Source organism: Streptomyces virginiae, assembly GCF_041432505.1.
Classification (GTDB): domain Bacteria; phylum Actinomycetota; class Actinomycetes; order Streptomycetales; family Streptomycetaceae; genus Streptomyces; species Streptomyces virginiae_A.
In genome coordinates, this window is record NZ_CP107871.1 from 2,998,005 (window position 1) to 3,020,289 (window position 22,285).

General features: G+C 70.3%; 24 protein-coding genes and 1 tRNA gene. 14 read left to right on the forward strand and 11 right to left on the reverse strand.

Features of this window, described 5'->3' with window-relative positions:
* Positions 1 to 8: 8 nt before the first annotated feature.
* The 10 genes from OG624_RS14020 (at position 9) to OG624_RS14065 (ending at position 8,490) form a co-directional block, all read left to right on the forward strand.
* Complete coding sequence (locus tag OG624_RS14020; protein WP_371587704.1) at positions 9 to 188, forward strand: hypothetical protein; 180 nt, start codon at positions 9 to 11, stop codon at positions 186 to 188.
* A gap of 31 nt (positions 189 to 219) precedes the next feature.
* Positions 220 to 591 carry a DUF6251 family protein gene (locus OG624_RS14025; protein WP_371587705.1) on the forward strand — a complete coding sequence of 124 codons (372 nt, stop codon included), beginning with the start codon at positions 220 to 222 and terminating at the stop codon, positions 589 to 591.
* A 1-nt stretch (position 592) separates the two neighbouring features.
* Complete coding sequence (locus OG624_RS14030) at positions 593 to 787, forward strand: hypothetical protein (RefSeq protein WP_371587706.1); 195 nt, start codon at positions 593 to 595, stop codon at positions 785 to 787.
* Positions 788 to 887: 100 nt separating this feature from the next.
* Complete coding sequence (locus tag OG624_RS14035; RefSeq protein ID WP_371587707.1) at positions 888 to 1,112, forward strand: DUF6257 family protein; 225 nt, start codon at positions 888 to 890, stop codon at positions 1,110 to 1,112.
* A gap of 93 nt (positions 1,113 to 1,205) precedes the next feature.
* A complete protein-coding gene (locus OG624_RS14040) occupies positions 1,206 to 3,341 on the forward strand; it encodes an ATP-binding protein (RefSeq protein WP_371587708.1) in 2,136 nt (711 codons plus the stop codon).
* Between the two features lie 294 nt (positions 3,342 to 3,635).
* Positions 3,636 to 4,370, forward strand: a complete 735-nt coding sequence (locus tag OG624_RS14045; RefSeq protein WP_371587709.1) for a DNA methylase — start codon at positions 3,636 to 3,638, stop codon at positions 4,368 to 4,370.
* Positions 4,367 to 5,206: a DNA primase gene (locus OG624_RS14050; RefSeq protein ID WP_371587710.1), complete on the forward strand. Its 840-nt coding sequence runs from the start codon at positions 4,367 to 4,369 to the stop codon at positions 5,204 to 5,206. The genes OG624_RS14045 and OG624_RS14050 overlap by 4 nt, the downstream gene beginning before the upstream one ends.
* A gap of 2 nt (positions 5,207 to 5,208) precedes the next feature.
* The gene (locus tag OG624_RS14055) at positions 5,209 to 6,684 is read left to right on the forward strand and encodes an ATP-binding protein (protein ID WP_266357383.1); all 1,476 of its coding nucleotides are present in this window, start codon (positions 5,209 to 5,211) and stop codon (positions 6,682 to 6,684) included.
* Between the two features lie 460 nt (positions 6,685 to 7,144).
* Positions 7,145 to 7,342, forward strand: a complete 198-nt coding sequence (locus tag OG624_RS14060; RefSeq protein WP_033225951.1) for a helix-turn-helix domain-containing protein — start codon at positions 7,145 to 7,147, stop codon at positions 7,340 to 7,342.
* A complete protein-coding gene (locus OG624_RS14065; protein ID WP_371587711.1) occupies positions 7,342 to 8,490 on the forward strand; it encodes a site-specific integrase in 1,149 nt (382 codons plus the stop codon). The genes OG624_RS14060 and OG624_RS14065 overlap by 1 nt, the downstream gene beginning before the upstream one ends.
* A 63-nt stretch (positions 8,491 to 8,553) precedes the next feature.
* On the opposite strand, the gene OG624_RS14070 is transcribed toward OG624_RS14065, so the two are convergent.
* A tRNA-Val gene (locus tag OG624_RS14070) sits at positions 8,554 to 8,628 on the reverse strand.
* 105 nt (positions 8,629 to 8,733) lie between these two features.
* Between OG624_RS14070 and OG624_RS14075 the strand changes: the two genes are divergently transcribed.
* From OG624_RS14075 to OG624_RS14085, 3 genes are all read left to right on the forward strand, one after another.
* Positions 8,734 to 9,978, forward strand: a complete 1,245-nt coding sequence (locus OG624_RS14075; RefSeq protein ID WP_371639468.1) for a hypothetical protein — start codon at positions 8,734 to 8,736, stop codon at positions 9,976 to 9,978.
* A 376-nt stretch (positions 9,979 to 10,354) separates the two neighbouring features.
* Positions 10,355 to 10,933: a DUF4383 domain-containing protein gene (locus tag OG624_RS14080; protein ID WP_051763905.1), complete on the forward strand. Its 579-nt coding sequence runs from the start codon at positions 10,355 to 10,357 to the stop codon at positions 10,931 to 10,933.
* A gap of 33 nt (positions 10,934 to 10,966) precedes the next feature.
* Positions 10,967 to 11,182 carry an FmdB family zinc ribbon protein gene (locus OG624_RS14085; protein ID WP_030715356.1) on the forward strand — a complete coding sequence of 72 codons (216 nt, stop codon included), beginning with the start codon at positions 10,967 to 10,969 and terminating at the stop codon, positions 11,180 to 11,182.
* 15 nt (positions 11,183 to 11,197) lie between these two features.
* On the opposite strand, the gene OG624_RS14090 is transcribed toward OG624_RS14085, so the two are convergent.
* The 4 genes from OG624_RS14090 to OG624_RS14105 all read right to left on the reverse strand — a co-directional run bounded on the left by OG624_RS14090 (position 11,198) and on the right by OG624_RS14105 (position 16,588).
* Complete coding sequence (locus OG624_RS14090) at positions 11,198 to 11,857, reverse strand: O-methyltransferase (protein WP_033225953.1); 660 nt, start codon at positions 11,855 to 11,857, stop codon at positions 11,198 to 11,200.
* The gene (locus OG624_RS14095; protein WP_161296591.1) at positions 11,854 to 12,684 is read right to left on the reverse strand and encodes an HAD family hydrolase; all 831 of its coding nucleotides are present in this window, start codon (positions 12,682 to 12,684) and stop codon (positions 11,854 to 11,856) included. Before OG624_RS14095 ends, OG624_RS14090 begins: the two co-directional genes overlap by 4 nt.
* Complete coding sequence (locus OG624_RS14100) at positions 12,681 to 15,320, reverse strand: phosphoribosyltransferase (RefSeq protein ID WP_371639469.1); 2,640 nt, start codon at positions 15,318 to 15,320, stop codon at positions 12,681 to 12,683. The genes OG624_RS14095 and OG624_RS14100 overlap by 4 nt, the downstream gene beginning before the upstream one ends.
* Positions 15,321 to 15,421: 101 nt before the next feature.
* Entirely contained in the window at positions 15,422 to 16,588 is a 1,167-nt protein-coding gene (locus OG624_RS14105; protein ID WP_033225956.1) for an HpcH/HpaI aldolase/citrate lyase family protein, read from the reverse strand.
* A 194-nt stretch (positions 16,589 to 16,782) separates the two neighbouring features.
* Between OG624_RS14105 and OG624_RS14110 the strand changes: the two genes are divergently transcribed.
* A complete protein-coding gene (locus OG624_RS14110; protein WP_161296585.1) occupies positions 16,783 to 17,556 on the forward strand; it encodes a TerD family protein in 774 nt (257 codons plus the stop codon).
* Between the two features lie 142 nt (positions 17,557 to 17,698).
* Here OG624_RS14110 and OG624_RS14115 read toward each other — a convergent pair whose 3' ends face one another.
* The 6 genes from OG624_RS14115 to OG624_RS14140 all read right to left on the reverse strand — a co-directional run bounded on the left by OG624_RS14115 (position 17,699) and on the right by OG624_RS14140 (position 22,264).
* Positions 17,699 to 18,439: a TerD family protein gene (locus OG624_RS14115; RefSeq protein ID WP_030715374.1), complete on the reverse strand. Its 741-nt coding sequence runs from the start codon at positions 18,437 to 18,439 to the stop codon at positions 17,699 to 17,701.
* A gap of 123 nt (positions 18,440 to 18,562) precedes the next feature.
* A complete protein-coding gene (locus OG624_RS14120; RefSeq protein ID WP_189964011.1) occupies positions 18,563 to 19,678 on the reverse strand; it encodes a DUF475 domain-containing protein in 1,116 nt (371 codons plus the stop codon).
* Positions 19,679 to 19,703: 25 nt separating this feature from the next.
* The gene (locus OG624_RS14125; protein WP_030389474.1) at positions 19,704 to 20,279 is read right to left on the reverse strand and encodes a TerD family protein; all 576 of its coding nucleotides are present in this window, start codon (positions 20,277 to 20,279) and stop codon (positions 19,704 to 19,706) included.
* Between the two features lie 206 nt (positions 20,280 to 20,485).
* Entirely contained in the window at positions 20,486 to 21,061 is a 576-nt protein-coding gene (locus OG624_RS14130; RefSeq protein WP_030715382.1) for a TerD family protein, read from the reverse strand.
* A 166-nt stretch (positions 21,062 to 21,227) separates the two neighbouring features.
* Positions 21,228 to 21,686: a peroxiredoxin gene (locus OG624_RS14135; protein WP_033225962.1), complete on the reverse strand. Its 459-nt coding sequence runs from the start codon at positions 21,684 to 21,686 to the stop codon at positions 21,228 to 21,230.
* Positions 21,687 to 21,838: 152 nt separating this feature from the next.
* Positions 21,839 to 22,264 (reverse strand): DUF3052 domain-containing protein, encoded by a 426-nt coding sequence (locus OG624_RS14140; protein ID WP_030715388.1) that lies wholly within the window; start codon positions 22,262 to 22,264, stop codon positions 21,839 to 21,841.
* Positions 22,265 to 22,285: the final 21 nt, after the last annotated feature.

Sequence of the window (22,285 nt, forward strand, 5' to 3'; positions counted from 1 at the left end):
GGACCTCCATGTCCGGCTTCTTCAACGCCCCGACCCGCTACCGCTCCGAGGGCGGCGCGATCGTGACCGCCGACATCCTCCACGCCGAGTGCTCCGGCTGCGGCGCAACCAACTACCGCGACAGCAGCGAGCGCCTCAAGTGGGCCAAGAAGCACGCCCAGACGTGCCGCGCCCTGCCCCGCGGCTGACCGAACCCAGCCCGGAAGGAGCAACCAGCGGATGAACCACCTTCCCGAACCCGCACGCGTCGTCCAGCTCCCTGACGGCACCCACGTCTACGCCGAGAACCTGCCCGCCACCTACGCCGGGCCGCAGGTCGTGCACCAGCACATCCACCAGGCCGCCCCCGACAAGACCGTCCAGCGCATCGCGCTCGGCTCCGGAGTCGGCGCCGGCGCGGTCGCCGCCAGCGTTTACTTCGGCCCCCTGCTGATCGGCGCGCTCACCGCCATCGCAGCGAACATCGCGTTCCTGGCCTTCCTCGCCCTGGTCCTCGGATGGGGCGTGCACACGGTCGTGAAGTCCGTCGGTAGCCCCGAGGCCGGAGCTGCCGTGAAGAACGTTGCCAAGGCCCGCCGAAGGGGGCGGTGACGTGTTCGCCGCCGGAGACACGGTGCGGATCGTCGCCTGTGAGGACGACCCCCGGGCCGCAGGCCGCACGGGCCGGATCGTGGACCAGGTTCCGCCCGGCCCGCTGACGGCCGGCCGGTGGACCGTCACCGGGATCGGCCTCCTGATCGGCCCGGTCCTGTGCCGCACCAACGAACTCGCCAAGACCGGTCCCTGACCGACCCCTCGCAGGTCTGACGCCTGCCTGCTCTCTCCGCCGGATGCGACGGGGTGGGTGGGGAGCCGGACAGCCCGGTCTCCAGAGATGGAGTCCCGTGATGGGCAAGGACCCGAAGTTCACCGCCAAGGAAACCGCTCAGATCGGCTGGTACATCGCCCGGATGGCCAAGCGCGGGATCGCCAGTCAGACCGTCCACCAGGGCGATCTGGAGCGCAAGGTCGAGCGGATCATCGACGGCGCCCGCGAACGCGAGGCCCAACAGGCCGCCGACCAGGCCGCGGCCGAGAAGGCCGCACGCAAGGCCCGCGCCAACCGCAAGTAGCTGTGCCCCGGGGCGGCCGTCCCTCTCGCCAAAGAACGCCGGCCACCCCGGGCCCTACCCACCCGCCAGTCAGCGAGAGCAGGAGTTCTCAGCATGACCGACAACGTCGTCCCCCTCTTCAAAGACCCCACCACCGGCACCTACACACTCCCCGGCGACACCCCCGAGACCCCGGCTGCAGCCGCCCCGGTGCCGGATGCGGTGCGGCGGGTGCGGGTGTGGGTGTGGAAGCGCAGGGCACGCGGCCTGCATGCGGCCGTCACCAGCGAGCGAACCCGCACGGCGGCGCGGCTGGTGGCCCGCCACGGCCTGTACGTGCTCGGCGGTACCCGGATCACGGCGAAGCGTGCGTGGGACGGGCGGACCGGCTCCCGGTACGAGCGGATGATCCGTGCGGCGGAAGCCGCGGGGAACTTCGAGGAGGCCAAGGAGTGGGAGGACCGCCTCACCCGCTTCCGCGCCGCCCGCCACCACCGCCGCATGGACCTCCTCAAAGCCCCCCAGGACGCGGTCAAGAGCGTCGCCTACGGCACCGGCCTCACGATCGGTGGCCTGTTCCTGCTGGGGATCGTGCTGGCCATAGCCCACAAGGACGCCTCCTGGATCCTCGCCCCGATCAATGCCGTGATCGAGGCGATCGCAGCGATCGTCCACGTAGGCACCGCCGTGTGGGGACCGGCCGTCACGATCGGCCCGTGGCTCGCGCTGCTGGCCCTGTGGGGCGTAGGTCGGCAGCGGCAGACGGCGCCTCAGTGGGCGCTTCCCGCGCAGGAGCGTGACGACTCCGGGGCACCGATCACCCCGTCGATCGTGGTCACCGCTCTGCGGGACCTGGGTATCGCGCCGATGCGGAAGGCCATCAAGGAGATGGGCGACGCCGGCGCCGCGATGCTCGGCCCGATCCGGATCGCCGGATGCGGCGTGGAAGTCGACGCCACCCTGCCGTCGGGGGTCTCGACCAAGGAGGTGCAGGAGCGTCGCCGCAAGCTGGCGGAGAACCTGGGCCGGCACGAACACGAAGTGTTCATCACCCTCCCGACCGCCGCCCGGACCGTCCGGCTGTGGATCGCCGACTCCGGCGCGCTCGACGAGCCGATCGGCCCTTCCCCGCTGGTCACGGACCCGAAGGCGGCCGCGAACTACAAGTCGGGCAAGGCGCCGTGGGGACAGGATCTGCGCGGCGACGCTGCCGCTCTGAGCCTGTACCAGCGCCACGTCCTCGCCACCGGGCTGTCGAACCAGGGCAAGACCGCCGCCCTGCGTGCCCTCGCCCTGTGGCTCGCCCTGGACAGGACGGTGGAGTTCCGGATCGCCGACCTCAAGGGCGTCGGTGACTGGGACATGTTCGACGGGCTCGCGACCACTCTGATCCAGGGGCCGACGGACGAGCACGTGATCAAGGCGACCGTCATGGTCGAAGGACTTGTGGCGGAGATGGAACGCCGCATCCAGATGCCGCCCGGGACCGTGTTCACGCCGCTGATCGGCATCGTGGACGAAGCGCAGGTCGCGTTCATGTGCCCCGCTGTCGACGACGAGAAGAAGCCCTACGGCGGCTCGAAGGCCACTTCCCGGTACTTCATGGCCGTCCGGAAGATCCACAACCAGGGCCGTGCTGTGGACGTGCTGCTGTGGGAGGGCACGCAGGACCCCACCGACCAGAACCTTCCCAAGCTCGTCCGCGAAGGCGCCCACACTCGCGTCTCCCTCGTGCTGGGCACCGAATCGCAAGCCCGCATGGCGCTGGGTGACAAGGCTGTCGACGGCGGCGCCGCACCCCACCTGCTGCGGCAGGATCTCGACAAGGGAACCGTGGTCGTCTCCTCCGGAGGCATCACCATCCCCGCCGGCCAGACCTCCATCACGGTCCGGACGCACTACATCGACGACGAGCAGGCCGCCGAGGTCGCCGACCGCGCCAAGGCCCTCCGTGAGGGCATCACCACCGCCCACACCGTGGCGGACGCGGACGCGTACGACCCGCTCGCGGACATCCTCACCGTCCTCGGCACCGAGACCCGCGTCCTCACCCAGGACGTCCTCAAGCGGCTCGCCACGCTCAACGGCAAGGCGTACGGGCGGTGGTCGTTCATCGACCTCAAGCGCGTCCTCGACGGCACCGGCGCCGAGCCGTACAAGTCCGAAGGCCGCATGGTCATCGGCCGCGACCGCCTCGCCCGCGTCCTCGCCAACCGCCCCGACACCGGTTCCGCTTCCGCCGCCGAGTAGAGGGAGCCGACCCCGCACCGGCCGGGGAGGCAGGGAGAACTCCCTGACCACCTCCCTGGCCTGTCTACCCGGGCTTGACCTGCGCAAATGATCTGTCAGGGAGGCAGGGAGGCACCGCAGGCCAGACCCCCGAAACCCCCTCTACGCGCACCCCACCAGGGGGTGCCGTTCCCTCCCTGAGTCACCACGGGCAGGGATTCCGCTTCGCCTCAGACATGCCGAGAGCGGCCCCCAGGTCCGCCAAGATCCAGGGCCGCTCTCGTCCAGAACACTCGAAGAACTGGAGAGACCAGCATGACCCACCCCACCCACATCCGGCGAGACCACACCGGCGACCGGCCCTTACTCCTCGACCTGTTCTGCTGCGCCGGCGGCGCGGGCAAGGGCTACGAGCGGGCCGGGTTCGACGTCACCGGCGTCGACATCCGCCCCCGCCCGAACTACCCCTTCACCTTCATCGAGGGCGACGCCCTCACCATCCTCGCGGAACTGATCGAGTCGGGCGAGATCCGCCGCTACAGCGCCGTGCACGCCTCCCCGCCCTGCCAGAAGCGGTGCGCGCTGACCGTGGGCACCAACCGCTCTCGTGGCTGGGGCGGCATTCACGTCGACCTCGTCGCCCCCACCCGCAAGCTCCTCGACGCGTCGGGCCTGCCGTACGTGATCGAGCAGCCCGACGGGAAGGCCGACGTCCGCAAGGACGTCACCCTGTGCGGGGAGATGTTCGGCCTCGGGGTGCTCAGGCACCGCAACTTCGAACTCGGCGGCTGGACCACCGCCCAGCCCAAGCACCTGAAGCACCGCGGCTACGTACGTGGATGGCGGCACGGCGAATACCGGGATGGCCCGTACGTTGCCGCGTACGGCAAGGGCGGGGGCAAGGCCACCGTCGCCGAGATGCAGGCAGCGATGGGCATCGACTGGACCGACGTCCACGAGGAACTCACCGAGGCCATCCCCCCGGCCTACTCCGAGTGGCTCGGCCGCGCCTTCCTCGCCCACTCCACGGTCGGGGCGGTGGCCGCATGACCATCGCGACCGGACACCTGCGAACCGCGCTCCAGCTCACCGAACTGGGCCTGCCCGCCATGCCTCTGCGGGAGGGCAAGCTGCCGTTTGGGAACTGCCGCGCCTGCACCCGCTCGGCGTGCGGCGACCGGCCCCACATGAAGGCTGCCGGCCCGTGCGAGTGCCCGGCTCCCTGCCACGGCTGGGCCGCCGCCACCACCGACCCGGACATCCTCACCTCACCCGCATGGGCTGGCGCATGGAGGCAGGCCGCGGCCGTCGCCTACCACCCCGGCGGCGCCGCCCTCACCGTCCTCGACCTCGACAACTCCGACGCCATCGCATGGGCCCGCGAAACCCTCCCGGCGACCAAGACAGTGCCCACGACCCGCGGGGAGCACTGGATCTACCTCGGCACCATGACCTCCCACAACGGCGTACGGCCCGGCGTGGACATCAAGTCCGCATGGTCCTACGCCCGCTGGCTCGGCCCCGGCACCGGACGCATGGCCCTGCTACCCGACGCCGTACGCGCCCTCGCCGTTAAGGAAGCCGCCTCGGCCCCGGCCACCGTCGTGGTGCCTGTACGGCCCGGGGACGCGGTATGCAGGCACCGCTCGCCCGCCTACCTGGAGCGCGGTATCGCCATGGGCGAGCAGCGCATCACCGAGGCCGCGAGCGCGGTCCACGCCACCGTGTACCGGACGTTCCTCGCGGTCCTGTCGGCGCACGGCTGGTGCGGCTGCCTCACCGAGACCCACATCGGCCGGCTGTTCACCGCTGCGCAGGCCAAGGGTGAGTCGTTGCGGCACTGCGAGATCGCCTGGACCAACGCCCGTATGAAGTTGGGGATGTAGCGATGCCCGAGGACGAGAAGAACCCGGCCCGGCAGATCATCACCGACTACGCCCAGGCTCACTTCCGGTACTTCCGCACCACCGAAGGCACCGTCTACGCGCAGAAGAACGGGCACCCCGTCGCCCGCCCGATCCGCTCCCAGGGCACGACAGGCAGCCACCGGCAGGAACTCATGGTCGGCCTCTACAACGACGGGCTCGGATCCTTCAACGGCTCCGCTCTCAAGGAGGCATTGGACTTGATCGAGGCACTCGCGCTCAGCCGGGACGTACAGGCCACCCATATCCGCGTCGCCCCGGGATTCGACGGCGCCACCTGGCTCGACCTGGGCCGCGACGACGGCCAGTCCGTCCGCATCCACCCCACCGGCTGGGACATCCTCACCCCCGACCCCCGAGAAGTGTGCTGGCGACGCACCCAGCTCACCGGCGAACTCCCCCTCCCCGAGAAGGACACCGACGGCAAAGGCATCGACCTCCTGATGCGGCTGTGCAACTACGCCAGTGCCGAGAGCGAGTGCCTGGCCATCGCGTGGCTGATCGGCTGCCTGGAGCCGTCCGTCCCCGTCCCCGCCCCGTTCCTCACCGGCCCCCAGGGCGCCGGCAAGTCGACCGCAGCACGCATGCTGATGCGGATCATCGAGGGCATGACCGGCGACCTGCGCCGCGCACCGAAGGACGAGGAGAACCTGATCACGGCCGTCGCCGCCGGATGGGTCACCGCCTTGGACAACCTCTCCCACCTGCCGCCGGACCTGTCCGACCTGATGTGCTGCATCGTGACCGGTGCCGAGAGCATCAAGCGTGCTCTGTTCAGCGACGGCGACGTCTACCGCTCCCGCTACCGCCGCCCGCTCCTGCTGACCGGCATCGACGTTGGCGTCATCCGCCCCGACCTCGCCGAACGCCTCCTGACCCTGCGCCTCGAACGGCCCCGAGTGCGGCGGACCGAGGCGGAACTGTGGGCGGAGTACGCGCAGGTCCTGCCTGTCATCCTCGGATCCCTGCTGGACCTGACCGTCAAGGTGCGGGCGACTCAGGCCGACATCCCAGCCGACCTGCGGATGGCCGACTTCGCCCACCTCTGCGCGCAGCTCGATGCGGCCAAGGGACTCGGGGTGCTGAGCGCGTACCGGGCGACCCTGGACGAACTCAACGACGACGTCATCGAAGGCGACCTCCTCGCTCAGACCACTCTCAAGCACGCCGCCGGCCTGGACCCGGGCGCCGAGGTTCGGATGACCTCCACCGAGCTGCTGCACGCCCTCACCCAGCTCTACACCGGAGACGACTTTCGCACCCTGCCCAAGGGCTGGCCCACCACCGGCAAAGTCCTCTCCGACCGCCTCAAGCGCCTCCAACCCACCCTCGCCGCCCGCGGCGTCCTCGTCGACTGGGGCCGCACCAGTACCGCCCGCTACATCGAGATGACCCGACCTGCCACCCCACCGCCCGGCCAGCAGCAGGCCGCGTTCTGACCGGCGCCGCCACACCACCCGCGTTCAAGCAAGAAGAGCACCCGCCACCCGGGGGTGCGTGCTCCTCTTGCTGTTCCGGCGGCTTGCCGCCGCTGCAAGGGACGTGCCGCGCAGCGGCTCCCCTTCACGCTCGAAGACGCACCGCACCACAACAGAAACCACCCCTCTCTTTTTCCTAAGAGAAGAGACGCTGCGTCACCCACGTCACAACGAGGCTCCAAACGGCCCATGACCTGCGGCTACACCGGTGACGCAAACGGCCAACGGCTGCGTCACCACACGTCACCCACGTCACCGGACCGCGTCACCTCGGTGACGGTGACGCAAGCCGGTGACGCATGGCCCCACCCCCGAGTCATCGAAAGCCGCAGGTCAGAACCGCGAGCGACGTAGACAACGCGATGACGCAGAAATCCCCACCTCGGACACACGCGCTCTTACCACGCCCATGGAGGCCGCAGTGAGTTCCGCCCTGCCCACCACTCACCAGGCCCTGACCGTTCCCGAGGTCATGGCCGCCCTGCGGCTCAGCCGCTTCACCGTCTACAACCTGATCCGCTCCCGCGCCCTCCCGAGCTTCACCGAGGGCCGATCGCGCCGGATCCCCGCAGACAGCGTTCGCGCCTATCTGGAAGCCAAGTTGGAGGAAGCAGCCTGATGGCACGCAAGAGGAACCCGAATGGCGCCGGCAGCATCTGGCAGCGCAGCGACGGTCGATACGAGGCGCGCGTCTACGTCCCGCAGCCCGACGGCACTCGCCGTCGGAAGACCGTCTACGGCAAGACGTGGGAAGAGTGCGACACCAAGCGTCAAGAGCTGGTCCTCCGCGACCGGCAGGGCGTGCCGACGCCTACCCGCTCCGCCAAGCTGTCCGAGTGGTTGCCGTTCTGGCTGGAGACGTTCGTCAAGCACGACCGCAAGAAGACGACGTACGCCAAGTACGAGACCCACGTCCGTCTGTACCTCATCCCGCATCTGGGCTCGAAGCGTCTGGAGACCCTCGGGGTGCGGGACGTGCGGCGGATGGTGACTGCCGTGACCGCGCAGGCTTCCGCCGCGACGGCGAAGGAGTCGCACCGCGTGCTGCGCAGTGCGCTCACGGCGGCGAACCGGGAGGAGTTGATCAGCCGCAACGTGGTGATGCTCGTGCCAGCGCCGCGGGTCGTTCAGCGTGAGTTGAAGCCGTGGGATCTGGACGAGACGTTGGCGTTCCTGGAGGCCAGTCGGCGGGACCCGCTGTACGCGGCCTTCGTGCTGGCGGTCGCCCTGGGGCTACGCCGGGGCGAGATCCTCGGACTGCGCTGGTCCGACATCGACCTCGACCGCCGGACCCTGACCGTGCGGAACCAGATTCAGCGGGTGCAGAAGGAGCTGTACGCGGACTCCACCAAGAACCGGCGGAGCCGGGCCATCCCCCTCCCCCAGATGTGCGTGGCGCCCCTGCGCTGGCAGCGGATGCGGCAGGTCGCGTTGCAGGCTGCGGCCAAGGACAAGGAGTGGGAGGAGAGCGACTACGTGTTCACCACGCGCACCGGCCGGCCGGTCGAGCCGCGCAACATCAGCCGGTCTTTCGAGCGGATCGGGCAGGATGCTGGCCTGCCGCGGATCCGGCTGCACGACGCGCGGCACGGGTGCGCCACCCTGCTGTTCGCAGCCGGGGTGGCACCTCGGGTGGTGATGGAGATCCTGGGTCACTCGCAGATCGCCGTCACGATGAACATCTACACCCACGTAGCTGACGGCGGCAGGCGCGAGGCGATGGGGCACATGGACCGGATGCTGCGCCGCCGACGGCCGACCGAGTAGGCGGCTGCCGTCACTTGGAACCGTCAAAGGCCCCCAACCAAGATCGGTTGGGGGCCTTTGCACTGGTGGGCGCGGACGGTTTCGAACCGCCGACATCTGCTTTGTAAGAGCAGCGCTCTACCCCTGAGCTACGCACCCGTGGATGAGTGGACAGCCTACATGCCGGGCACACCCCCCACGCAAACCCTTTCGCGTGGGAGAGAATGGACCGGGGCACGGCGGACGCGGCACGGGAGAGGGATTGTGACGACGGCATCCCGGCGGTGGTTCGGCGGGCGGGACGAGAGTCGGCGGGCGGATGCGCAGGCGGCGAAGGATGCCGCCGCGGCGGCGTTCTACGAGCTGGACACGGCGCAGCGGGATCTGCGGATCTCGATCGAGACGATCGCGGCGGCGGACGGGTCGCCCGCCGCGCGGCAGGCGACCGAGGGGTTCGCCGCGCTGGGGCGGCGGATCGACGAGGTCAGTCACGTCTACATCGAGGCGGTCGACGCGCACGACCTGGACCGGGCGGAGTTGGAGGCCTCGGTCGCCACGCGCGCGCGGGAGCAGCTGACCCGGGCGCGGGACGAGCTGGTGCGGGTCCAAGGGGAGCTGGAGCGGTTCGCGCAGGGGCTGCAGCCGTTGTTGGACAAGGCCGAGACGCAGCTGGCGCGGGTGGCGCCTGCCCGGGAGCGGGCCAGGGCCGCGCTGCTCGGGGCGAGCGACGCGCTGGACGCCGTACGGGCCAAGGGGATACGGGCCGATGACCTGGCGGCGCGGTTGGCGGCGCTCGGCCCGGAGCTGACGAAGCTGAACCAGGGCGCGGCCCGGCACGGCGTGCAGGAGACGGTGCAGCGTGCCGACCGGATCCTGCGGGACGCCGAGGCCGTACGGGCCGAGGCGGCGCGGCTGCCCGAGCGGGCGGCGGAGATCGATCGGCGGCTGGTGAGCCTGCGGACGCGGGCGCAGGCGTTGCGCAACCGGGCGGACCGGGTCGATCCGGTGCTCAGTGAGTTGCGGCGGCGGTTCAGTGCGGCCTGTTGGCAGGATCTGCAGCACGTGCCGGACGAGGCGGTACGGGACGTGGCGCGGGCCGAGGAACAGCTGCGGGAGGCCGGGCAGGCCCGGGACGAGCAGCGGTGGGCCGACGTCGGGGCGCTGATCGAGGCGGTTCGGGGCTCGCTGGACGCGACGGACGAGGCGGTGTCGGCGGCGCAGGACCGGCTGACGCGGCTGGAGGCGGTGGCGCGGGATCCGCAGGCGGAGGTGGACCGGACCCGTTTCGCGATCCGGGACGCGCAGCGGCTGGCGATGGCGGGGCGCAGCGTGCCGGATCCGCAGCACGCGCGGCCGCTGGACGATGCGGTGGCGCGGGTGACCCGGGCGCTTTCGGCGTTGGAGGGGCGGCATCCGGACTACTGGGCGTTCCTGCTGGAGATGGCGGACGTACGGGCTTCCGTGAACCGGGTGGTGACCGGGATCCGGGCCGAGCGCGGGCACGGCTAGGGACAGCCTGGAGACGGCCTGGAGGCGGCCTGGGCCGTCGTTCGTCCGGCCGTCCGTCCCGTTCGGTACGTGCCCACCGAGCCCGCGTCCGTCCGGAGCGCCCGCGTCGTCCGGGGCCTCCGGGTGGTCCCGGTCGTGCTGCCTCGTCGGGGCCCTGGCGGGCACCCGGTTGTTTCCGGGCGGCCGGCGACGGATGCTGGGAGGTGCCGGGAACGGAGCAGAGGAGGGCACCATGGCTGCCCACACCTACAAGAAGCCTCCTGTGACCCATGAGCCCTATGTGGCTCATGCGGCGTACGGGTGCACGGAACCGCACGAGCACTACGCGCCCTACGTCCCCCATGAGCCCGATCCGAACGCACCCGCCCCACCGCGCATGGCGGACACGGTCTCCCGGCGCATGGAACGCGTGCTGCATCCCGTCAACGCGCAGCTCGACGATCATCTGCCCAGCGATCACAAGCTCGGCCAGGTCTACCGGGTCGGGGCGGGGCTGACGGGCCTGCTGCTCGTTGTGTTCGGGATCCTGGGGCTGGTGAATCAGATCGGGTTCTTCGACACCGGCGGGGACACGGTGCTGGCCCTGAACACCAACGGGGCGCTCAGCGTCCTGTCGATCTGCATCGGCGCGCTGCTGATCTACGGGATGGTGGTGGGCGGAACCTTCGCCTCGACCCTGAACATCGTGCTGGGCGTGCTCTTCATCGCGAGCGGGTTCGTGAATCTCGCGCTGCTGGACACGGAGCTGAACTTCCTGGCCTTCAGGATCCAGAACGTGCTGTTCAGTTTCGTCGTCGGCGTGATGCTGATGTGGTTCGGGATGTACGGGCGGGTGGGCAGCGCCCTGCCGCACGACAATCCGTACTGGCGGGCCCGCCACCCCGAGCAGGCGGCCCGGGAGGACCGGGCGCGTCGGGCCGGGTCGACCGGGTCGGGACGGACGAGAGTCGCGTAGCGCGCGGCGCCCGGGCGCGCTTAGCCTGTGCGCATGCCTCGATACGATTACCGCTGCCGGACCTGCGACGACACCTTTGAGGTCAGCCGGCCCATGGCCGAGTCCTCCGCGCCCGCCGACTGCCCGGCGGGGCACTCCGACACCGTGAAGCTGCTGTCCGCCGTCGCCGTGGGCGGGACGAGCAGTGCCCCCGCGCCCGCGATGGGTGGCGGGGGCGGCGGCTGCTGCGGTGGTGGCGGCTGCGGCTGAGTCCGGTCGGGGCCGTCAGCGCTTGCGCGAGAGGGTCAGGCCGTCCGAGATCGCGAGCAGGACGGATTCCATGCGCGGATCCGCCGACACGTGGTCGTTGAAGGCGCGGACGCCCGCCGCGGCGCCGGTGGCCGACGCGTCGAGGACCGTGCCGTGGTACAGCGTGTTGTCGGTGACGATCAGGCCGCCCGGACGCAGTCGCGGCACGAGCTCCTCCCAGTAGGAGATCTGGCTCTGCTTGTCCGCGTCCACGTAGGCCATGTCGATGTGGGGTTCGGTCGGCATCGCGCGCAGGGTCTCCAGCGCCGGTGCGATGCGCAGCTCGATGCGGTCCGCGACGCCCGCGTCCTCCCAGGCCTGGCGGCCGTACCGGGTCCACTCCTCGGAGACGTCGCAGGCGATGAGGCGGCCGTCGGCGGGCAGTGCCTGGGCCATCGACAGGGCCGAGAAGCCGGTGAAGGTGCCGACCTCCACGATGTGGCGGGCGCCGGTCAGGCGCACCAGGAAAGCCAGCAGCGGCCCCTGCTCCTCCGCCGACTGCATTCCCGCCACGTCCGGGAACTTCGTGTACGTCGTCGCCACCAGCCCCCGCTGAACCCGGTCCAGCGGGGGGTTGTGGTCGAGCATGTACCGGTAGAGCTCGTCGGTGATCTTGGTGCTGTTGCCCTTGGTCATGCGTCCAGTCTGCCCAGTCGGGCGGCCTCCTGGGCGAATGCGCGCACGATTTCCTCGCCCGCCAGGACGCCCGCCGTGGCCAGCGCGGTCACCGACGGCGCGGTCCAGGCCGCGTCGGCCAGTTCGCCGTGGCCCGGGCGCCAGCCGGCGTCCGCCGCCAGCAGCAGGTCCGCGTCCAGCAGCGAGTCGCCGGCCGCGAGGGTGGTGGTGGCTCCGGTACGGCGGGCGACCTCGCGCATCGCCGCGCTCTTGGTGAGCGGGCGCGGGACCGCGTAGATCTTCCGGCCCTGGAGGGAGACCGTCCAGCCGCGGGCCTCGGCCCATGCCGTCAGGGACTTCAGCCATTCGTCCGGGACCAGGTCCCGCTCCACGACGAGGTACGCGAAGAGGTCCTCCGCGAGGCGCGCCTTGCGCAGCCAGGCCGGGTCGGCCACGGCCAGCAGGTGCTGGTGCACCTCCTCCAGGGGGGCGCACTCCTCGGCCAGGCGGGCGGCGACCAGCCGCCGCCAGTCCCGGTCCGGTACCCCGTCGACGAGCAGCTGCCCGCCGTTGGCGCAGATGGCGTACGGGGCCGGGCGGCCGGGGAAGCGGATGCGCTGGTACTGCTTGCGGGTCCGGGTGGTGGTGGGGACGAAGACCACCGAAGGATCGGCCGTCAGCTCCGCCAGCAGTCCCGCCGCCGTCTCCGTCATGTAGGACAGCGGCTTGCTCTCGTGGACCTCCACGCACAGCAGCCGCGGGGCCACCGGGTCGGGCATGGTCAGGCCGAGGGCGGCCGTCGAGTAGATGAGCGTACGGTCGAGATCACTGGCTACGAGGACAGTCACTTCGAGGCCACAGCCTTTCCGTCGGCGCCGGTGGCGCCGCGCGTGTATCGGGGGTGGATGAGTCCTACGCACGTGTAGGGCAGCCCGTCGACCTCTTCCACCGGGACGCCGCGCTGCTCGGCGAGCAGCCGTACGTGGTCCAGGTCGGCCCCGGCGCCGCGCTGCGCCAGGATCTTCCACGGGACGCGGCGCAGCAGGACCCGGGTGGTCTCGCCGACGCCGGGCTTGACGAGGTTCACGTCGTGGATGCCGTACTCCTCGCTGATCCGCTCGACGGCCGCCCAGCCCTCCCAGGTGGGGGTCCGGTCGGCCGCGAGGAGCTCCTTGACCTCCGCGTCGACGGCGTCGGCCACCTCGTCGAAGTGGGCGGCGACGGTGTCGACGAAGGCGACGGAGACATCGGCTCCGGCGAGCTCGCGGTAGAACTTCGCGCCGTGGAAGTCGGCGGGACCGACCAGGTCGGACCTCAGCACCGTACGCGAGATGAGACCGGAGACCGTGGAATTGAGACAGGCGGAGGGGATCAGGAAGTCCTCCCGGGTGCCGTACGTGGGCACGCAGGAGCCGGGGTCGGCGAGGACGACGATCTCCGGGTCGAAGCCCGGGAACTCCCGCAGGGCGACCTTCAGCTCGCGGGTGATGGCGCCCTTGCCGGTCCAGCCGTCGACGAAGACGATGTCGGCCGGGTCGTGGTGGGCGGCCAGCCAGCGCAGGGCGTTGGCGTCGATGCCGCGGCCGCGCACGATGGAGACGGCGTAGTGCGGGAGGTCCAGGCCGTGGCGGGCGCGGGCCCAGCGGCGCATCAGGACGCCCACGGGGGTGCCGGCGCGGGCCAGGGAGACGAGGACCGGGGACGGGGAGCGTTCGGCGAGGACGGTCTCGGTGACCGTGCCGACGGCCCGGGCCACGCGGGCGGCGGAGGCGGTCAGCGCGCTCGCGTACAGCTCCTGGTACTGGGGGGAGGGCTGGTACTCGACGGGCAGGGACTCGGCGTAGTGCGCCCCGCCCGCCTGTATCGCTTCCTCGCGCTCCTCCGTCGGCGCCTCCAGCTCGACGTCGGAGAAGTCCTGGAGCAGCCAGCCGACGTCCTCGGGGGCGTACGAGGAGAAGGCGGGGCCGCGCAGGGGCTCGCGCAGGATCGCCGGCGTCGACCCGGTCGGCTCGGTCTGCTCGCTCGGTGCGGTCTGCTCGGTCCGCTCGGTCGGTGCGGTCTGCTCGGTCCGCTCGGTCGGTGCGGTCTGCTCGGTCCGCTCGGTCGGTGCGGTCCGCTCGGTCGGTGCGGTCATGATCGGCTTCGGCTCCCGCCGGTCGGGTGTGTAGGACGGGACGACGGCCAGGACGACGTGGCCGGTGTGCGGGGCGAGGGCCGCCAGCAGTCCGGTGTGCAGCTCGGGGGTGTCCCCGACCGAGTCCACGACGGCGACGACGGCGTCGAAACCGGCGCCGTCCGTTCCGCGGACGTTGTAGGCGTAGCGGTCGCCGGGGCCGTCGGCCGGGGCGTCGTGGGCCGGGAAGACCAGCCGGGTGCGGATGGCGTAGCCGGGGTCGTCGACGGCCAGGACGGGCGACCGGGTGGTGGTGGAGAAGCGGACCTCGCGGGCCGCCCCCGCCTCCTCCAGGGCCTTGGCGAGGCGCAGCGGTGCGTACATCAGCTCCTCGTTGCCGAGTACGAGGACCCGCCCGGGTTCGGTGCCGAGCGCGGCGGTGAGTCGGCCGGCCAGCGCGGGGAGAGCGGCCTCCAGCGCCGTGCGGTGGGCGGGGGTGAAGCCGTGGCGTCCGCCGTCGGGCACCCCCACCGGCCAGTCCAGGTCGACGCGGGTGATCGGCCACGGGCCGTCCACCGGGGCTTCGTCGTGGGCCCCGCCCCCCGGAAGCCGCGGGGGCTCATGCCGCTCGGCCCGCGCCTCGTACTCCTCGACCAGCGCCTGGCCCTTGGCCAGGACACCGTCCGGGAGGGAAACGGTGCCCGAGGCGAGGGCGATCAGGTCCACGCGCGCGCCCAGCTCGGCGGCGAAGGCGGTGAGCCGGTCACGGTCGGCGGGCGAGCGCATGTCGACGAGGGCGACGACGACGTAGTGCGAGCGCGGGTGGCGGGCGTGCAGGTCGCGGATGGTGTTCAGGACCGTGTTGCCGGTGGAGAACTCGTCGTCGACGAGGACCAGCGGTCCGGCGCCGGCGAGCAGCCGCGGGTCCTCGGGCAGCAGCAGGTGCGAGGTGGCGTGCGAGTGCGCCTCCTCGAAGCCGCCGGCCTGCTCCACGCCGGCCACGGGGCGGCGGGTGGAGTGCAGGTAGGGGGCCGGGCCGAGGCCGTCGGCGACGCAGTGGCCGAGGCCGGTGGCGGTCTCGGCGTAGCCGAGGACCACGGCAGCGGCGGCGCCCTCCTCGCCGAGCAGTTCCCATACGCGTTCGCCGAGGCCGAAGCCCGCCGCGTACACGACCTCCGGGGACTGCGGGACGTGCTTGCCGAGGACCTGCGAGACCAGCAGGTGGGCGCGCTTGGGGTTGCGCCGCAGGGCCAGTCCGAGCAGCTCCGTCAGCCGCGGACCGTCACCGGAATCCTCCAGGCTCACGCCCAGCCGGTCCGCGACCCAGGTACCCGACCACACCGCTTCGATCGTCTTGCCTTTCCTCGTCATCGTCATTGTCCGCGCCCGGGCCCGCGTCCGCGCGGGCGTACCGGCCTGCGTGCCGGCGGGGCTGCCTGCGGGCGTGCCGGCGGGGCTGCCGGCGGGCGTGCTCACACCCGGAGCCCGGCCGTGAGCAGGTCGACGAAGCCGACCTCCTCCTTCGCCACCCCGAAGACCTCGGCGCGCAGCATCGTGCGCTCGGCCCAGGCCCGGTGGGGCTTCACCTCGTTCATCTTGTTCGTGTAGGCGCTGCGCATCACTCCGCCGCCGCCGCGCTCGGGCCGCAGGATGTCCTGCGCGTCGCAGAACTCCTCGTGCGAGACCACCGACAGCGCGTGCACGGGCGTGACGTGGGCGGGGTGGATGCAGGTCTTGCCGAGCAGTCCGTTGGCCCGGTCCAGCTCGATCTCGCGCAGCAGTCCGTCCAGGTCGTGCTCGATCAGGGCGGTACGCAGTTCCTCCACGCCCTCCTCCAGGAAGGGGCTGCGGCGCAGCTGGGGCTTGAAGAGGCGCTGCTGGCTGCGGAAGTACTCCCAGACGGGTCCGGTCACCGTGAAGCCGGTGCCGTCGGCACGGCTGAGCACGTTGACGACGTCCGCGATGACGCCCGCGACGATCTGGACGTCGTACGCGGTCATGTCGGGCGTGCGCCGCAGGCCGTAGGCCGAGCAGAAGTCCGTCACGCCGAGCCGTAGCGCCAGGACGCGCTCGCGGTGGCTGTTGACCGTGCGGGAGATACCGGCGAGGGCCTCGACGCGGGTTTCGAGGTGCAGGAGGTCCGGGGTCTCCAGGACGGGCATGGCATACAGGCGGGGTACCCCGGCGATGGCCTCCGCCTCGGCGACGGCCTCCAGGAAGGCGATACCCCGCTTCTCGTCGAACTTCGGGAGTACGAATCCGGCCAGGCGTCGTACGGAGCCGCCGAGCCGGCGCACCAGGTCGGGTATCTGCTCGGGCGTGCGGACCCGGATGAAGAGCAGCGGGAGCTCGCCGCCGTCCGTGTCGAGCTCGCAGAAGTGCCGGACGAGGTTCTCCTCGGCCCCGGTGACATCGCCGTCGCTGATGGAATCCTCCAGGCAGAGGACCATCGAGACGACCCCGCGGCCGGCCTGCTTACGGATGTCGGCCGCGAGCGTGGGCCGGGTGGCCGGGCTGTAGAGCGTGGCTCCCAGTGCCGCCGCGAGGACGCGGGAAGGCGAGGCTCCGGTGAATTCCGCCGGTTCCTGGTGGAAGAGGTCCTTACGGACGGTGGGCGATATGTGCCCAAAGTGACGCATGTGCTTCCCCCGTACTGCCTCGGCGGCCCAACTGGCATGGCCGGTAATAGTACGTACGAACGTGAGTCAAGAGTTCCTCAAGCACATGAAGTTCAGGTAACCCTCTTGCACCATGCCCAGGTCTCGCGTTCGAGACAAGGCCCTACGGGGGGCCGCATTGTCCCTGTCCACCCCGGGAGGGCAGGATGACGTGCATGACGCACGCGATGCAGAAGGGCTCGAACATCCCGGTGGCCGCCGTGGCGGTCCGGGCGGTGCTGCGCTGGACCGGCGGCCCCGAGGTGCCGGACGTGGACGCCTCGGCGCTGCTCGTCGGCCCGGACGGCCGGGTGCGTTCGGACGAGGACTTCGTCTTCTACAACCAGCCCCGGCACCCCTCGGGGGCCGTCTGGCGACTCGGCAAGAAGCAGATCGGTGACGCGATCACCGACGCCGTGCAGGCGGACCTGCGCACGGTGACGCCGACGGTGGACCGGATCCTGGTGGTCGCCTCCGCCGAGGACGTTCCGTTCCAGCGGGTCCACGACCTGCGGATCCTCCTCTACGACGCCACCGCGACCGGCGGCTCCGAACCGCTGGCCTACTTCGACGTACGGCCCGAGACCGGCGCCGAGACGGCGCTGATCTGCGGGGAGCTGTACCGGCGGGGCGAGGGGTGGAAGTTCCGGGCGCTCGGCGAGGGCTACTCCGACGGACTGGTGGGGCTGGCGACCGACCACGGGATCTCGGTCGACGAGAACGCCGCCGCCGAGGCGGACGCGAGCCCCGCGGCGGGCGTCGGTGCCGGCCCTGGCACCGGGCCCGCCTCCGAGCAGACGGCGATGATGGCCCCGCCCACGCAGGCCCCGCCGCCCGTCCAGCCCGCCTACGGGTACCCGCAGCCGGTGTCCCCGGCCCCGGTGCCGGGTCCGGGCGGCGATCCGTCCTTCCGGCTGCCGGTGCAGGGCCCGCAGTTCATCCGACGCTGACACCACGAAGGCCCTCGAGGCCTCTGAAGCCCTTGCGGCCTCCGAGCCCGGTGACACGGTGAGGCCGGTGAGACCGGCACAGGGCCGCCGGACGGCCCCGCCGGGCCCCTGCCGGACGCTCCCGCGTCCGCAGGGGCCCCGGTCAGCTCTTGGTGCTCTTGTAGCCCCGCCCCCACTGGAGCCCCCAGCCGTACAGCCGGTCCAGCTCGGCCTGGAACCCGTACACGAACTTCACCTCGCGCCGCACCACGAGCTCGCCCTTGACCTTCTCCAGGGAGACGACCGCGCAGGACCGGGCCTGCGGGTGCCGCTCGTCCAGCGGGATCTCGATCCGCGGCCCCGTCACGGGGTAGAGGGTCACCATGGCGTGCGTACGGTCGAAGGCCGGCGTCTGGTCGTAGATGTAGACGAAGACCAGCAGCCGCTTGATCTCGTCGGCGTGGTCGAGATTGACGTAGAGGGTCTCCCCCGACGCCGAGCCGAACCGGTCATCCCCGCTGAGCTTCACGTACGGCGGGTCGTTGAGGTCGCCCAGCAGGTTCCCCAGCGGCTGTACGGCGCCGCGTGTGCCGTCCTCCAGCTCGTACAGGCAGCCCATGTCGAGGTCGACATTGACCATGCCCTGGGTGTGCGCCTGCACCATGTCCGGCTTGAACAGCTTGAACGGGTGCCGGAAGAGCTGGCCGCTCTGCCCCGAGCGGCCGCCGATGTCCGAGGTGCGCATGCGCCAGGACAGATTGACGCGCAGATTGCCGTGGACGGCCCCCTGTTTGGTGAGCGACACCGTCGAATGTCGCTTGGTCAGCTCGATCGCGTTCGACGAGGCACTGCCCGACTGGAACTGCACGGCCCGGCTGCCCATGATGCCGTCGAAGAAGCCCATCCCCTACCCCCTGGTCCCCTGATCCCCTGAAACGCCCTGAGCCTACGGAAACGGGGCGGCCCGCCGGGTCCGTGGACCCGGTGGACCGCCCCGCAGATGGAGCGTTCCGCATTAGCGCCGCGGTCATGCCTCGGCGGTGGAACCCTCCAGTTCCAGCCGCTTGTTGCGGCGCACGGAGGACCAGAAGGACCATCCGATGAGCAGCACGCCGACGAGACCGGTGATGATCTCGTTGATCTCGTACTGGATGGTGACGAGCAGGATCACGGCGAGGGCGCCGATCGCGTAGTGCGCGCCGTGCTCCAGGTACACGTAGTCGTCGAGGGTGCCCTGGCGGACCAGGTAGACCGTCAGCGAACGGACGTACATGGCACCGATACCGAGGCCGAGTGCCATCAGCACGATGTCGTTGGTGATGGCGAAGGCGCCGATGACCCCGTCGAAGGAGAAGGAGGCGTCGAGGACTTCGAGGTAGAGGAACATGAAGAAGGCGGCCTTGCCGGCCATGGCGACGGCCGAAACGGGCTTGCCGGTCCTCTTGGCCTCTTCCTCGGCCTCGTGCTCGGCCTCTTCCTCTTCCTCGAGCTTGTTCTCGAAGTAGCCGGAGAGACCACCGACGACCATGTAGGTGATCAGGCCGAGGATGCCGGAGATCAGGACGGTCTGCGCCTTGTCCACATGGATGCCACCGTGCTGGTGGGCGTTGGCCCCCACGGTCATCGAGGCGATGACCAGGACGATCAGCGCGATGCAGGCGGACAGCATGTCGACCTTGCCGAGCTTGGCGAGCGGACGCTCCAGCCACGCGAGCCACTTGATGTCACGGTCCTCGAAGATGAAATCGAGGAAGATCATCAACAGGAACATGCCACCGAACGCGGCGATGGACGGGTGGGCGTCCGTGACCAGCTGCTCGTACATCTCCTTGTCGTTGAGGGCAAGCTCCACGGCCTCGATGGGCCCGATCTTGGCGCTGATCGCGACGATCACGACGGGGAAGACCAGTCGCATACCGAAGACCGCGATGAGGACGCCGATGGTGAGGAAGATCTTCTGCCAGAAGGCATTCATCTTCTTCAGGATTCCGGCGTTGACCACCGCGTTGTCGAAAGACAGCGAGATCTCGAGGACCGACAGGATCGCCACGATTCCGAAGGCCTGCCACCCCCCGTAGAACACCGCTGCGACCAGACCGAGCGCAGTGATTGCGAACGACCAGCCGAAGGTTTTGAGAACCACTGGCACCCCATCGTCTTGTACGGCTTTACGAAACGTTGACCCCGAAGTCTAGAGCGATGCCTCGGAGCCCCGACGCGTACCCCTGCCCCACCGCACGGAACTTCCATTCACCCCCGTACCGGTAGACCTCGCCGAAGATCATCGCGGTCTCGCTGGACGCGTCCTCGGAGAGGTCGTAGCGGGCCAGCTCCTGACCGTCGGCCTGGTTCACCACACGGATGAAGGCATTGCTGACCTGGCCGAAGCTCTGCCGGCGGGAGTCCGCGTCGTGGATCGAGACCGGGAAGACGATCTTGTCCACGGCCTGCGGCACCTTGGTGAGGTCGATGATGATCGACTCGTCGTCGCCTTCACCCTCGCCGGTGAGGTTATCCCCCGTGTGTTCGACGGAGCCGTCGGGGCTCTTCAGGTTGTTGTAGAAGACGAAGTACTCGTCCCCCAGCACCCGGCCGCTGTTGCACAGCAGCGCGCTGGCGTCGAGGTCGAAGTCGGCTCCCGTGGTCGAGCGCGCGTCCCATCCGAGACCGATCAGAACCCTGGTGAGATTCGGTGCGGCCTTGGAGAGGGAGACATTGCCCCCCTTGGCGAGTGTGACGCCCATGTTGTGGTCCTCCCCGGACGACGGTGTGGCGGTATGGCGATGTGCCGGTTGGTGCGATGTGCCGGTGATGCGGTGTGGCGGGTGGTGCGGTGTGGCCGGTACTACCTGTGGTGCGGTGTGCGGCCCGCGGTGGTGTCCGCGAGGTAAAGCCGGTCCGGCGCCGTACACACAGTGCACGGCGCCGGACGGACGGACTGCTCTCGGACTCAGACGTTGACGCCGAAGTCCTGCGCGATGCCGCGCAGGCCCGATGCGTAACCCTGGCCGATGGCGCGGAACTTCCACTCCGCACCGTTGCGGTACAGCTCACCGAAGACCATGGCGGTCTCGGTCGAGGCGTCCTCGGAGAGGTCGTAACGAGCGAGCTCGCTGTTGTCGGCCTGGTTCACCACGCGGATGTACGCGTTGCGGACCTGGCCGAAGCTCTGCTGGCGGCTCTCGGCCTCGTAGATCGAGACCGGGAAGACGATCTTCGCGACGTCGGCCGGGACGCCGGCCAGGTTGACCTTGATGGCCTCGTCGTCGCCCTCGCCCTCACCGGTGGTGTTGTCACCGGTGTGCTCCACCGAGCCGTCGGGGCTCTTCAGGTTGTTGAAGAAGACGAAGTTCGCGTCGCTGGTGACCTTGCCCTGGTCGCTGGTCAGGATCGCGCTGGCGTCGAGGTCGAAGTCGACACCGGTGGTGGTGCGAGCATCCCAGCCCAGACCGACGATGACCGCCGTCAGGTTAGGCGCGGCCTTGGTCAGCGAGACGTTGCCGCCCTTGCTGAGGCTGACTCCCACGGGTCCTCCATTGGGTTCTGTGTGTGGGGCGGTGCCCCGTCGTGCAGGGGGCCCTCCCGGTCGTGACCGGGGGAGCTACCGGATCAACGTTTCGATCCTAGTGACGGGTTCCCGCCTGTAAGCGGTTTTCGCAGGGAAAATGCGTGTACGGCCCACGCCGACGCGCTCAGAGACTGTCGAGTGCCTTGATGTACTCGTTCAGGTCACGCGCGTCGGGCAGTCCGTTGACGACAGTCCAGCGCACGACGCCGTCCTTGTCGATGATGAAGGTGCCGCGGACCGCGCATCCCTTGTCCTCGTCGAAGACGCCGTAGGCGCGCGAGGTCTCCCCGTGCGGCCAGAAGTCCGACAGCAGCGGGTACTCCAGACCCTCCTGCTCACCGAAGACCCGCAGGGTGGGCACGGAGTCGTTGGAGACGGCGAGGAGCTGCACGTCGTCGTTCTGGAAGCGCGGGAGCTGGTCGCGCAGCTCGCACAGCTCGCCGGTGCAGACGCCGGTGAAGGCGAACGGGTAGAAGAGCAGCACGACCGCCTTCTCGCCCCGGAAGTCGGCGAGCCGCACGGTCCGGCCGTGGTTGTCCTTGAGCTCGAAGTCCGGGGCCTTGTCGCCGACCTCGATCGCCATCTCTCGCATCCCTTCGTTCCCGCATCCCCGCGTTGGGCTGTTCGGGTGGTCCCACCTTATGGGCCCGGCTCCGGGCCGTGAACGCACACGCCCCGCCGACCGGGAGGACCCGGTGCGGCGGGGCGTGTCTCCGCATCACTGCGGGGCTCGGCTCAGCGCTTGGCCTTGGCCGCCTTGGGCGTCACCAGCTTGGTGGAGGTCCACTCCTTGCCGACGGGCAGGCCCTTGGCCAGGGAGAGGCCGGCCGTCTCGGCGGCCTCGCTGATGTCGCTGGCCTCGACGTAGCCGTCACGGCCCGTCTTGGGGGTCAGCAGCAGGATCAGTGCGCCGTCCTCGACCAGCTCGGTCGCGTCGACCAGGGCGTCCGTCAGGTCGCCGTCCTCGTCGCGGAACCACAACAGCACCGCGTCGGCGACGTCGTCGTAGTCCTCGTCGGCGAGTTCGCTGACGACCTTTTCGACGCTGTCACGGAATTCCTGATCGACGTCGTCGTCGTAGCCGATCTCCTGGACCACCTGTTCGGACTGGAAACCCAGCCGGGCGGCCAGGCTCTCCGCGTGGTCCGCGGTCGCGCTCACGGGGTGCCTCCTGCTCATGTT

Bases quoted from the DNA above. Each gene is read 5' to 3' on its own strand.
- OG624_RS14020 (WP_371587704.1), top strand. From the start codon at position 9: ATGTCCGGCTTCTTCAACGCCCCGACCCGCTACCGCTCCGAGGGCGGC.
- OG624_RS14025 (WP_371587705.1), top strand. From the start codon at position 220: ATGAACCACCTTCCCGAACCCGCACGCGTCGTCCAGCTCCCTGACGGC.
- OG624_RS14035 (WP_371587707.1), top strand. From the start codon at position 888: ATGGGCAAGGACCCGAAGTTCACCGCCAAGGAAACCGCTCAGATCGGC.
- OG624_RS14040 (WP_371587708.1), top strand. From the start codon at position 1,206: ATGACCGACAACGTCGTCCCCCTCTTCAAAGACCCCACCACCGGCACC.
- OG624_RS14045 (WP_371587709.1), top strand. From the start codon at position 3,636: ATGACCCACCCCACCCACATCCGGCGAGACCACACCGGCGACCGGCCC.
- OG624_RS14050 (WP_371587710.1), top strand. From the start codon at position 4,367: ATGACCATCGCGACCGGACACCTGCGAACCGCGCTCCAGCTCACCGAA.
- OG624_RS14055 (WP_266357383.1), top strand. From the start codon at position 5,209: ATGCCCGAGGACGAGAAGAACCCGGCCCGGCAGATCATCACCGACTAC.
- OG624_RS14065 (WP_371587711.1), top strand. From the start codon at position 7,342: ATGGCACGCAAGAGGAACCCGAATGGCGCCGGCAGCATCTGGCAGCGC.
- OG624_RS14080 (WP_051763905.1), top strand. From the start codon at position 10,355: ATGGCGGACACGGTCTCCCGGCGCATGGAACGCGTGCTGCATCCCGTC.
- OG624_RS14085 (WP_030715356.1), top strand. From the start codon at position 10,967: ATGCCTCGATACGATTACCGCTGCCGGACCTGCGACGACACCTTTGAG.
- OG624_RS14090 (WP_033225953.1), bottom strand. From the start codon at position 11,857: ATGACCAAGGGCAACAGCACCAAGATCACCGACGAGCTCTACCGGTAC.
- OG624_RS14100 (WP_371639469.1), bottom strand. From the start codon at position 15,320: ATGACGAGGAAAGGCAAGACGATCGAAGCGGTGTGGTCGGGTACCTGG.
- OG624_RS14105 (WP_033225956.1), bottom strand. From the start codon at position 16,588: ATGCGTCACTTTGGGCACATATCGCCCACCGTCCGTAAGGACCTCTTC.
- OG624_RS14110 (WP_161296585.1), top strand. From the start codon at position 16,783: ATGACGCACGCGATGCAGAAGGGCTCGAACATCCCGGTGGCCGCCGTG.
- OG624_RS14115 (WP_030715374.1), bottom strand. From the start codon at position 18,439: ATGGGCTTCTTCGACGGCATCATGGGCAGCCGGGCCGTGCAGTTCCAG.
- OG624_RS14125 (WP_030389474.1), bottom strand. From the start codon at position 20,279: ATGGGCGTCACACTCGCCAAGGGGGGCAATGTCTCCCTCTCCAAGGCC.
- OG624_RS14135 (WP_033225962.1), bottom strand. From the start codon at position 21,686: ATGGCGATCGAGGTCGGCGACAAGGCCCCGGACTTCGAGCTCAAGGAC.